General features: G+C 73.2%; 5 protein-coding genes. 3 read left to right on the top strand and 2 right to left on the bottom strand.

Annotated features, from left to right (window positions below):
• Window positions 1–26 precede the first annotated feature (26 nt).
• Both mycP and eccD read right to left on the bottom strand, forming a co-directional pair.
• A complete protein-coding gene (gene mycP / locus AB0G02_RS18470) occupies window positions 27–1,460 on the bottom strand; it encodes a type VII secretion-associated serine protease mycosin (RefSeq protein WP_360795583.1) in 1,434 nt (477 codons plus the stop codon).
• An 8-nt stretch (window positions 1,461–1,468) separates the two neighbouring features.
• On the bottom strand, window positions 1,469–2,863 hold the full coding sequence (gene eccD, locus AB0G02_RS18475) for a type VII secretion integral membrane protein EccD (protein ID WP_360795586.1): 1,395 nt from the start codon (window positions 2,861–2,863) through the stop codon (window positions 1,469–1,471).
• A gap of 309 nt (window positions 2,864–3,172) precedes the next feature.
• On the opposite strand from eccD, the gene eccCa reads away from it, so the two are divergent.
• The 3 genes from eccCa (at window position 3,173) to AB0G02_RS18490 (ending at window position 12,060) form a co-directional block, all read left to right on the top strand.
• On the top strand, window positions 3,173–7,177 hold the full coding sequence (gene eccCa, locus AB0G02_RS18480; protein ID WP_360795589.1) for a type VII secretion protein EccCa: 4,005 nt from the start codon (window positions 3,173–3,175) through the stop codon (window positions 7,175–7,177).
• Window positions 7,178–7,614: 437 nt separating this feature from the next.
• The gene (locus tag AB0G02_RS18485) at window positions 7,615–10,377 is read left to right on the top strand and encodes a BTAD domain-containing putative transcriptional regulator (protein WP_360795592.1); all 2,763 of its coding nucleotides are present in this window, start codon (window positions 7,615–7,617) and stop codon (window positions 10,375–10,377) included.
• Between the two features lie 402 nt (window positions 10,378–10,779).
• Window positions 10,780–12,060 (top strand): transcriptional regulator, encoded by a 1,281-nt coding sequence (locus tag AB0G02_RS18490; RefSeq protein ID WP_360795595.1) that lies wholly within the window; start codon window positions 10,780–10,782, stop codon window positions 12,058–12,060.
• Window positions 12,061–12,142: the final 82 nt, after the last annotated feature.

The raw sequence follows: 12,142 nt of genomic DNA on the forward strand, positions 1-12,142 counted from the left end.
CGGGCCCCGTCACGTACGGCGCACGACTAGATCAGGGAGCGCTTCGGAACCGGCCTGCGCCTGGCCCGGTTGCGGTTCACCGTGTGCACGACGAACAGCGTCAGCAGCAGCAGGCCCACGCCCGCGCCGGTGCCGGACAGCGCCACGATCATCGGCGTCTTGTCCGGCGGGTTCAGCGGACCGAGGTCGGTCATCAGCTGCTCCGGCTGCGCGGGCTTCGCGCCCCGCTCCTCCGACGGCAGCTCGGCGGTCAGCGCCGCCACCGGGTTGATCATCCCGTAGCCGACCTTGTGGTCGCGGCCGCCCGGGTTGCCCGGGTGCTGCGCGGTGGCCTTGATCCGGTCCATCACCTGCCGAGCGGACAGGTTCGGGAACCGCTCGCGCACCAGCGCGGCCACGCCCGCCACGTAGGGCGAGGCGAAGCTGGTGCCCTGGATCGCGGTGGGGTTGCCGGAGTCGTCGATCCGCGCGTCGGTCAGGCCCTGGCCGTTCGGGTCGAGGCTGACGATGTTCTCGCCCGGTGCGGCCACGCTGACCCACGGGCCCCACACGGAGAACGCCGAGACCTCGCCGTGCTCGTTGATCGACGCCACGGACAGCACGTTGTCGGCGTACCACGGGGGTGACGCGACCACGTTCACCGTGTCGACGTCCTGGTTGTCGTTCTGCGACCCGCAGCCGCCCTGGGGGTCGATGTTGCCCGCGGCGGTGACGATGACGACGTTCTTCTCGTTGACCGCCCAGTCGATCGCGGCCTGCAGCTCGCGCTCCTGGTTGCTGGGCTCGTGCGGCGCCTCGCACGCGGTCAGCGAGATGTTGACGACCGTGGCGCCCTGCTGCACGGCGGACAGGATGGCCTGCGCCAGGGTGCCGACCTTGCCCGCGGACGACCGGTTGTCCCGCTTCGCCGGGTCCTTCTCGGGGTCGTCGAACTTGAAGTGCTTGCTGGTGTGGCGGAACGCCAGCACCTGCACGTCGGGCGCGGCGCCGATGAACCCGGTCTGCTCGTCCCGGCTGGCGGCGGCGACGCCGGCGACCTCGGTGCCGTGGCCGTCGCAGTCCTCGCCGCCCTTCTTCTCGGTCTCCACGTAGTCGCCGGCGGGGGTGACCCGACCGGCCAGCCGCGGGTGGTCCTTGTTGACGCCGGTGTCGATGATGGCGAGCTTCTGCCCCTTGCCGGTGGCGAAGCGGTGCGCCTCCTCCAGCCGCAGCTGCATCTGGCCCCACGGCTTCTTCGGGAGGTTGCGGCCGCCCGTGCCCGAGGTGATGCACTGGACGGACTTCGTGTAGTTCACGTCCTCGACCGGGGGCACCGGCTGCCGCAGGAACGACCGGTCCACCGGCGGCGGCTGCGAGTTCGGCCGTGCGGGGGTCGTCGTGGACGGTTGGGCGTACGCCCCCGGCGAGGTCACCAGGGTGAGCGCCACCGCCGCCACGGCGGCGATCCGGTTGATGCGCATCGACGGCCTCACGCGGGGATGAGCTGGCGCATGGCCACGTAGAGGTCCATCACCGCCAGCGCCAGCGGCAGCACCGCGGCGATCAGGATGGCCTCCAGCACGTCGACCGTGCGGCGCAGCACGGGGGAGAACTTCTGGTTCGGGAAGATCACGCCGAGCACCAGCGCGACCGCGCCGACCACGACGAGCGTGCCGAACACGTACAGCAGCCGGTCACCGACCGAGGACTCCACCAGCCACCCGACGAGCACGCCCGCGCCCGCGACCATGCCGCTGGCCAGCAGCGCCACCGCCTGCGCGCCGTTGGCGTAGGCCCGGCCGCGCAGCAGCAGCACCAGCGTCACGGCGATCGCCAGCAGCGGGCCCCAGATGGTGCCGTTGCCCGCCGCGATCACGGCGAACACCGCGGCGACGCCGCCGCAGCCGATGATCATGCCGGTCAGGTACTCGTGCGCGTTGGCGGTGCGCCGCTCGATGACGGAGTACTCCGGGAAGCCGGTGTCCTCCTTGAGGTCCTCGGCACTGCCCGGCACGGTCGGCAGCGGCAGCTTGGCCAGCTGGATCGTCAACCGGGGCAACGCCGAGAGCGCCGCCAGCGAGACCGCCGCGGTGGCCGCCGCGATGCCCGGCATCGGGTGGTCGACGAAGATGCCGATGAGGAACGCCAGGCCGCTCAGTGCACCGGCCGTGGCGGCGGCGATGAAGACCGTGATGCCCCGGCCGATCAGCATGATCGAGGCCGACGCGAAGATCAGCACCAGCACGCTGGCCAGCAGCAGGCTCGGCCGGCCGAGCGGGCCGGGCACGATGTAGAGGCCGGCGACGTAGGCCATGGGCAGGCCGCCCGCCGCGGCGATCAGCACACCCGTGCCGGTGGCGTTGTAGGCGCGCGCCACGACCGCGCCCGCGGCCAGCGCCGCGACGGCCACGACGCCCGCGCAGATCGCCGGCGCGAGGTTGCCGCCGCCCGCGAGGGGGCCGGCCAGCAGCACCGCGACCGCGGCCGCGATGAGCGCCAGGGCCCCCGCGAGGTGGCCGTAGCGGCGTGCCGTCTCCTTCGTCCACGGGCGGAAGCTGTCCGGGTCGGACTCGGCGATCGCGTCGACCACGTCGTCGTACAGCGGGGGCGGCGGGTTCTCGTTGCGCTTGCGGAGCTGGAGGAGCTCGCCGTCGACCACGCCGAGCGCGGCCAGCGTGCGGCTGGGGTCCAGCGGGCCCTCGCCCAGCTTGGCCAACGCCCAACCGCCGTGCCTGACGCCACCGTCCGGAGTGGCCTCCTTGGCCATGTCCAGCAGCATCGGCAGCAGGTCGGCCACCGAGACGTCGGCGGGCAGCGCGACGTCGATACGCGTTCGCGGCGCAACCACCGTCACCCGGCTGAACACCGTCGTACCGGTCGCCACCAGCGCCCCCTAAAGTCCTGATCAGTGTGTGCTGAGGTTCGCCCCGACCCTATTGGTCCGGTCGGACGCGCTCCGGTCGGGCCCCTGAGGAACGAACCCGGAGGAACGGACCCAGTATGGGGGCAGCCGACGTCGTCGCAGGGCTGTTCCGCGCAACACGTTGGCCGCGGATTTGGCCGACCCCCCGCCGTGCGGGGTTCCGATGCGCCATAGTGTCGGTGCGACTGTCGCGGGCCACGCGGCCCCGCGGGGATTTCGAGCGCAGTCGGGGTGTTCGTTCTGGATCGACGCTGAAGAGGTGCCTGTTAGGTGAGCACGCTGCAGTTCAAGCGCACGGCACGCCTCGCTGCTCCCCGCCCACCGGGCGGTGAGGTCCACCTCGAACCGCCACCCGAGGTGCCCCGGGTCATCCCCGGCAACATCATGATGAAGGCGATGCCGGTCGTCATGATCGTGTCGTCCGTCGGGATGATGGTGCTGATGTTCAGCTACAGCAACCGCAGCCCGGCGGCGATGATCATGCCGGGCATGATGCTGGTCTCGACCGTCGGCATGATGGCGGGCGGCATGGGCGGTGGCAAGGGCCAGAAGAAGGCCGAGATGAACGAGGACCGCAAGGACTACCTGCGCTACCTCGGCCAGATGCGCGACCGCGCCCGCGAAGCCGCCAACGAGCAGCGCGCCGAGCGCGAGTGGGTCCACCCCGACCCGCAGATGCTGTGGTCGCTGGCCACCACCCGGCGCATGTGGGAGCGCCGGCAGAACGACCCCGACTTCTGCCACCTGCGCGCGGGCCGCGGCTCGCAGCGGCTGGCGACCCGGCTCGTGCCGCCGCAGACCGGCCCGGTCGAGGAGCTGGAGCCGATCGCGACGCTGGCGCTGCGCCGGTTCGTGCGCGCCCACTCGCTGGTGCCCGACCTGCCGATCTCGATCGCGCTGCGCGGCTTCGCCGCCGTCGGCCTGCTCGGCGACATCGAGGAGAAGCGCGGCCTGGCCCGCGCCCTGCTCGCCCAGATGGTGACCTTCCACTCCCCGGACGACCTGCTGATCGCGGTCGTCACCACCGGCCGCACGAAGGCCGAGTGGGAGTGGATGAAGTGGCTGCCGCACGTGCAGCACCCGGCGATCGTCGACGGCATCGGGCAGATGCGGATGATGGCGGGCTCGCTGACCGAGGTCGAGCAGATGCTGGACGAGCAGCTGCGCGACCGGCAGCGGTTCACCCGCAACGCGCCGCCGCCCGCCGACCAGCCGCACGTCGTGATCCTGATCGACGACGGCGACGTCACCCGGGAAGAGCAGATCATCCTGGAGGAGGGCCTGGTCGGCGTCACCCTGCTCGACCTGTCCGAGTCCCTGGGCAACCTCACCGCCCGCCGCGGCCTGCGGCTGGTGATCGAGGACGGCAAGCTGGGCGCGCGCAGCGCGAGCGGCGTCGAGTGGTTCGGTGCGCCGGACTGGCTGAGCGTGGTCGAGGCCGAGGCGCTGGCCCGGCGGCTGTCGCCGTACCGGATCGGCGGCGTGGACGCGGGCGGCAGCGACGAGGACCCGCTGTCGATGAGCAACAACCCGCCGCTGCTGGAGTTCCTGGGCATCCCGGGCGACCCGATGACCTTCGACGTGCAGGCGGCGTGGCGGCCCCGGCCGGTGCGCGACCGCTACCGGGTGCCGTTCGGCATCGGTGAGTTCGGTCAGCAGGTCGAGCTGGACATCAAGGAAGCGGCCATGGAGGGCATGGGCCCGCACGGCCTGTGCATCGGCGCGACCGGTTCCGGCAAGTCCGAGTTCCTGCGCACGCTGGTGCTGGGCATGCTGGCCACGCACTCGTCGACCTCGCTGAACATGATCCTGGTCGACTTCAAGGGTGGCGCGACGTTCCTCGGCCTGGACAAGGCGCCGCACGTCGCCGCGACGATCACCAACCTCGCGGGCGACCTGACCCTGGTCGACCGCATGAAGGACGCCATCGCGGGCGAGGTGTCCCGGCGCCAGGAAGTGCTGGCCAAGGGCAACTACAAGAACGTCTGGGACTACGAGAAGGCCCGGGAGAACGGCGCCGACCTCGACCCGCTGCCGGCGCTGTTCATCTGCATCGACGAGTTCTCCGAGATGCTGACGGCGAAGCCGGACTTCATCGACATCTTCCTCCAGATCGGCCGCGTCGGCCGGTCGCTGCAGATGCACATGCTGCTCGCGTCGCAGCGGCTGGAGGAGGGCAAGCTGCGCGGTCTGGACACGTTCCTGTCCTACCGGATCGGTCTGAAGACGTTCTCCGCCGCCGAGTCGCGGGCCGCGATCGGCGTGCCGGACGCCTACGAGCTGCCGCCCATCCCGGGTTCGGGGTATCTGGGCGTGCAGGGCTCGCCGCTGACCAGGTTCAAGGCGCTCTACGTGTCCGGTCCGTACCGGCCCGCCGGGTTGCAGGTCGCGGGCCCGTCCGCGCCGGTGACCAGCGACAAGCGGCCGCGCTACTTCGTGCCGGACTACATCGAGATCCCCAAGGAACCGATCAAGCCGGTCGAGCCGGTCAAGCAGGCGAAGAAGGAAGAGGACTCCAACGAGCCGTCCGAGCTCGAGGTCATCGTCGAGCGGCTGGTCGGGCAGGGCCCGCCGGCGCACGAGGTGTGGCTGCCGCCGCTGAACGAGCCGCCGTCGCTGGACACCCTGCTGCCGCCGTTGCAGGCGACCGAGGACCGCGGCCTGACCGCGCCCGGGTTCTTCTCCAACGGCAAGCTCCAGGTGCCGCTCGGCGTGGTGGACAAGCCGTTCGAGCAGCGGCGGGACCTGCTGTGGGCGGACTTCTCCGGCGCCGCGGGCCACGGTGCGATCGTCGGCGGTCCGCAGTCGGGCAAGTCGATGATGCTGCGCACGCTGATCACGTCCATGGCGTTGACGCACACGCCCGAGGAGGCGCAGTTCTACTGCCTCGACCTCGGTGGCGGCACGCTCGCGTCGTTGGAGAACCTGCCGCACGTCGGTGGGTTCGCCAGCCGGTTGGACGTGGACAAGGCGCGGCGGATGGTGGCCGAGCTGTCGGGTCTGATCGCGGAGCGCGAGCAGCGGTTCCGGGCGCAGGGCATCGACTCGATGGTCGAGTTCCGCAACCGCAGGCGGCGCGGCGAGATCCGGGACGACGACTTCGGCGACGCGTTCCTGGTCGTGGACGGCTGGATGAACTTCCGGCAGGAGTTCGAGGTGCTGGAGCCCGCGGTGCAGGCGCTGGCCGCGCAGGGCCTGTCCTACGGCGTGCACGTGGTCGTGGCGGCGAACCGGTGGGCGGAGATCCGGCCCGCGATGAAGGACCTGCTCGGCACGCGGTTCGAGCTGCGGCTGGGTGACACCAGCGAGTCCGAGGTGGACCGCAAGGTCGCGGTCAACGTGCCGCCGGGCCGGCCGGGTCGCGGTCTGTCGCCGCAGAAGCTGCACTTCCTCACCGCGCTGCCGCGCGTCGACGCGTCGTCGGACGCGGAGAACGTGGCGGCGGGCGTGCAGGACATGATCGCCAAGGTCAGCGCCGCGTGGCGCGGCAGGCGCGCGCCGCAGGTCCGCCTGCTGCCCGACCTGCTCCCGCACGGCGAGCTCATGGCGCAGGTGCAGCAGCAGCGGCCCAACCGCGGCCACCTGGTGCCGATCGGCGTCAACGAGGACGAGCTGGCGCCGGTGTACCTCGACTTCGACTCCGACCCGCACTTCATGGCGCTGGCGGACGGCGAGTCGGGCAAGACCAACCTGCTGCGCACGATCGTGCGCGGGATCATGACCGGCTACACCTCGTCCGAGGCGCTGATCATGCTGGTCGACTACCGGCGCACCATGCTCGGTTACATCGAGACCGACCACCTGCTGTCCTACGCGGTGTCGTCGGCGCAGCTCACGGACATGATCAAGGACGTCCGGGGCTCGATGGCCAACCGCCTGCCCGGCCCGGACGTCACCCAGGAGCAGTTGAAGAACCGCTCCTGGTGGAAGGGCCCGGAGCTGTTCGTGGTCGTGGACGACTACGACCTGGTCGCGCCGCAGGGCGCGGCGAACCCGCTGCAACCGCTGGCCGAGTTCATCCCGCAGGCCAAGGACGTGGGTCTGCACATCATCGTGGTGCGGCGCATGGGTGGCGCGTCGCGGGCGATGTACGACCCGATCCTGGGCAAGCTCAAGGAGATCTCGGCGCCGATCATGGTGGGTTCCGGCTCGAAGGAGGAGGGCTCGATCGTGGGCACCCTCAAGCCGTCGCCGCAACCCCCGGGCCGGGGCACGATCGTCACCCGCAAGCTGGGTCAGCAGCGCATCCAGGTGGCGTGGATCGACCCGGACTGACCGGATCCCCGCGTGCGACGGAGGGCCCCGCTTCGGCGGGGCCTTCCGCATCTGCGGCGTCGGCGTCCGCCGGGCGCCCGGCGTGGAGCGGGGCGAATAGAGGTGCGGACCGGGTGCGCTGCGTGGTGGGGTAGTCGCTGAGAGTTGGCGACGAGGGGGGTGCGCTTTGGGGTGCCGTGCTGCCGGGAGCCGGTCGAGGTGGGTGTCCGGCGGCCCGCGCCCGGCTCGGTGGTGCTCGGGCCCGGCGCGGGCCGCCGGGTCACCGACGACCGTCCCACCTGCGCGGACGGCGGTACCCCCCGTGCCGCTGAACGCCGTGCGCGTCGGCCGCGGTGACCGGGTTCCACTGTTCCGGACGCCGCTCACACCCGCCTCACGGCGAACGGGGACGTCCCGGTGCTGCCCTATGCTTCGGCCCGCTCGTGATGGGGGTGCGCGTGGAGACTGAGTTCAAGGTGCTCGGGCCCCTGGAGGTCTGGCACGCCGGGCGTCAGGTCGCGCTGCCGACGGGCAAGGCGCGGGTGCTGCTGGCGAGCCTGCTGCTCCGCGCGGGCGACGTGGTGTCGACCGACGTCCTGGTAGACCGGCTGTGGGACGGCCGGTCGCTGAACCCGGCCCGCACCAAGGCGACCCTGCACATGGTGGTGACGCGGCTGCGCCAGTCGCTCGGCCCGGCGAACGTGGTGCGCACCGCCACCGGCGGGTACGCGGCGGACGTGCCGCCGGGCGCGCTGGACCTGCACCGGTTCCGCGAGCTGGTCGACCGCGACCGGTACACCGAGGCACTGGAGCTGTGGCGCGGCACGCCGCTGTCGGACGTGCCCTCCGACGTGCTGCACGGCGAGGACGTGGCGCCCCTGCTGGAGGAGCGCCTCGACGCGCTGGAACGGCGGCTGGACGTCGACCTGGCGGCGGGCCGGGCCGCGGAGGTGGTGCCGGAGCTGCGGTCGTTGACCCGCGAGCACCCGCTGCGCGAGCGGTTCTGGGGGCAGCTGATGGAGGCGCTGTCCCGGTCGGACCGGCAGGCCGAGGCGCTGGCCGCCTACGTGTCGGTGAGCCGGTTGCTGGCCGACCAGCTGGGCGTCGACCCGGGTCCGCGGTTGCAGGAGCTGCACCAGCGCATCCTCACCGCCGCCCCGGACGTCACCGCGCGCACGCCGGGCGTGCCGCACCGCGGGCACGCGCCCGCGCCCCGGCAGCTGCCGATGCACACCCGGTTCTTCGTCGGCCGCGAGCACGAGCTGCGCACGCTGCGGGCGCTGCTGGACCCGGCCGAGCCCGGCGTCGCGGGTGCGGCGGCCATCGCGGCGGTCAACGGCGCGGCGGGCGTGGGCAAGACGGCGTTGGCGCTGCACTGGGCGACCCGCAACGCGCACCGGTTCCCGGACGGGCAGCTCTACGTGAACCTGCGCGGGTTCGACCCGGCGGCCGAGCCGATGAGCCCGGACGAGGCGCTGCGCGGTTTCCTCGGCGCGCTGGGCGTGGCGCGGGAGCTGATCCCGTCCGGGCGGGACGAGCTGGTCGGCCTGTACCGCAGCCTGCTGGCCGAGCGCCGGGTGCTGGTGGTGCTGGACAACGCCGCGGACAGCGAGCAGGTGCGGCCGCTGCTGCCCGGCGGTTCGCGCTGCCTGGCCCTGGTGACCAGCCGCAACCACCTGGACGGGTTGGTGGTGCGGGAGAGCGCGCAGCCGCTGTCGCTGGACGTGCTGCCCGACGAGGAGGCGACCGCGTTGCTGGTGCGGCACCTCGGTGTGGAGCGGGTGGCCGCCGAGCCGGACGCGGTGCGCGACCTGATCGGCCACTGCGCGGGGCTGCCGCTGGCGTTGTCGGTGGTCGCGGCGCGGGCGGCGGCGCACCCGGGCTTCGCGCTGCGGGCGCTGGCGGGTGAGCTGGCCGACGAGCGGACCCGGCTGGAGGCGCTCGACACGGGTGAGGCGACGACCAGCGTCAGGGCGGTGTTCTCCTGGACCTGCGCGCGGCTGAGCCCGGCCGCGGGCCGGATGTTCCGGCTGCTGGGCGTGCACGCCGGTCCGCAGGTGTCGGTGCCGGCGGCGGCGAGCCTCGCGGGTGTGGCGCCGTCCGTCGCCCGGACGACGATGGCCGAGCTCAGCCGGATGCACGTGGTCGCCGAGCCCGCCCCGGGCCGCTTCACGCTGCACGACCTGGTGCACGCCTACGCGCGTGACCTCCTGTCGGAGCACGAGGAGGCCGGTCCCGAGCAGGCCCTGAGGCGGGTGCTCGACCACTACCTGCACACGGCGGACGCGGCGGACCGGCTGCTGTACGCGCAGCGCGAGGAGGTGCCGCTGACCGACCCGGCGCCGGGCGCGGTGGTGACGCCGCTGACCACGCGGGCCGACGCGCTGGCCTGGTTCGACCTGGAGCACCCGGCGCTGTTCGCCGCCGTGGAGCACGCCGCCGCGCACGGTTTCGACGCGCACGCCTGGCAGTTGGCGTGGGCGACGACGGCGTTCGCGCGGCTGCGGTCGTTGCGGCACGAGCAGGCGAGGTCGCTGGAGGTCGCGCTGGCCGCGGCACGGCGCCTGGACGACCGGGTGGGGCTGGCCTCGACCCACCGCGGCCTGGGCCGGATCCTGATCACGCTGGGGCGGTTCGCCGACGCCGAGGTCCACCTCGCCGCCGCGCTGGACCTGACCCGGGAGCTGGGCGACCGGAGCAGCCAGGCGCACGTCCACCGCCACCTGGCCGGGCTGCACGAGGACTCCGGCCGGCTGCCCGAGGCCCTGCACCACGCCGAGCGGGCGTTGGAGCTGTTCGAGGCGCTGGACGACCGCGCCGGGACGGCCCGCGCGCTCAACGCGGTCGGCTGGGCCCGCGCGATGCTCGGTGAGGACCTGCACCGGGCGCTGGCCGAGTGCGGTCGGGCGCTGGTGCTGCTCCGCGAGGTCAACGACGTGCTGGGCGAGGCGGCGACGTGGGACAGCCTCGGCTACGCCCACCACCGGCTGCACGACCTGGACGAGGCTGTCCGCTGCTACCGGGAGGCGTTGCCGCTGTACCGGGAGAGCGGCGACCGCTACGAGGAGGCCGTGACGCTGGAACGGCTCGGTGACGCGCACCTGCAGGCCGGTGACCGCGACGCGGCGCGTGCGGCGTGGGAGGCGGCGCTGGCCATCCTGGAGGAGCTGGGCCGCGGCACGGCCGAGTCGCTGCGGGCGAAGCGGGCCGGTCTGCCGTGACCGGATCACGGCGCCGGTGCCGCGGGGCCCTCGACGGGGAGGACTGAGGGCGCCCGCGGATCCGGGTCGTCACCGCGGCTCCGGGCGTCCCGGGCGCGTCGCCCCCCGACGGCGCACCCGGTGACGGGGCCGGTCCCCCCTGATCGGACCTCCGGCCCCCCGCCCACTGGGGGTGAGCGGCGGTGAACGTCCCCCACTGTGCGCGAAGCGCCTCACAATCGGCTCACACCGCCTCACCGGCGCCGACGGCGACGGGTCCGGTGATCGGACCGAAACGGTCGCGCCCGGCCCGAAAGCCGTAGACTCGCGCGCCGGGGGGAGGGGTATGGCTACCGCGCGCGCTGCCCACCGGGCAGGTGATCAGCGGTCCTCGCGCACCGGTTCGCGGCGGTCGGGGACCACGTGATCAGGTTCGCCGTCCTCGGTCCGCTGGAGGTCTGGCACGACGGCGAGCGGGTCGCGGTCCCCGCCGGTCGGGCCCGGGTCCTGCTGGCGACCCTGTTGCTGCGCGCGAACCAGCCGGTGTCCGCCGACGAGCTGGTGGACCGGTTGTGGGAGGTCGGCGCCCCGAACCCGGACCGGGCGAAGGCGACGTTGCACATGGTGGTGCGGCGGCTGCGCCAGGCGTTGGGCGAGGCGAACGTCGTGCGCACGACGACCACCGGGTACGCCGCCGAGGTCCCGCCGGACGCCCTCGACCTGCACCGGTACCGCGCGCTGGCCGAACGCGGCCGGCACGCCGAAGCCCTCGCCCTGTGGCGGGGCGAACCGCTGGCGGACGTGCCCTCCGACGCGCTGCACCGCGACGAGGTCGCGCCGCTGCTGGAACACCGCCTGGACGTGCTGGAGCACCGGATCGACGCCGACCTCGCGGCCGGGCGGGCCCGCGCGCTGGTCGAGGAGCTGCGCGCGCTCACCCGGCGGCACCCGTTGCGCGAGAAGTTCTGGGGGCAGCTGATGCTCGCCCTCCACCGGTCGGAGCGGCAGGCGGACGCGCTCGCCGTCTACGAGGAGGTGCGCGGGCACCTCGCGGAGGAGCTCGGGATCGACCCCGGTCCGGCGTTGCGCGACCTGCACCGGCAGGTCCTGGAGAACGGCGCGGACGGACCGCCGCGAGCCGGTGTGCCGCGCCAGCTGCCGGTGCCGCCGCGCGTCTTCGTCGGTCGGCGGCGGGCCCTGCGCGACCTGGACGACGCCCGGTCCGACCCGACCGTGGTGATCTCGTCGATCGACGGCGCGGCCGGGATCGGCAAGACCGCGCTCGCCGTGCACTGGGCGCACCGCGTCGCACCGGACTTCCCGGACGGCCAGCTCTACGTCAACCTGCGCGGGTACGACCCGTCCGGGCAGCCGACGCCGCCGACGGACGTGCTGCGCGGGTTCCTCGAAGCGCTCGACGTGCCACCCGAGCGCATCCCGCCGACCGCGGAGGCCCAGGCGTCGCTGTACCGCAGCCTGCTCGCCGACCGGAAGGTGCTGGTGGTGCTGGACAACGCGCGTGACGCCGACCAGGTCCGCCCGCTGCTGCCGGGCACGTCGAACTGCCTGGTGCTCGTGACCAGCCGCAACCGGATGACCGGGCTGGTCGTGCAGGAGGGCGCCCGGCCCGTGCGGCTGGACCTGTTCGGCCGTGACGAGGCCGTCGCCCTGCTGGAGGCGGGTGTCGGCAGCATCCGCTCGTAGCAGTCCTTGATCGGGCGGCTGAACGTGTCGCGCCAGTGCTCCAGCGTGACGGCCGCGTGGCCGAAGTCGGCGCAGACCCGGT

This window comes from Actinosynnema sp. NPDC023658 (genome assembly GCF_040639995.1).
GTDB lineage: Bacteria > Actinomycetota > Actinomycetes > Mycobacteriales > Pseudonocardiaceae > Actinosynnema.

Coding starts and splice junctions, on each gene's coding strand:
- mycP (WP_360795583.1), bottom strand. CDS start 1,460: ATGCGCATCAACCGGATCGCCGCCGTGGCGGCGGTGGCGCTCACCCTG.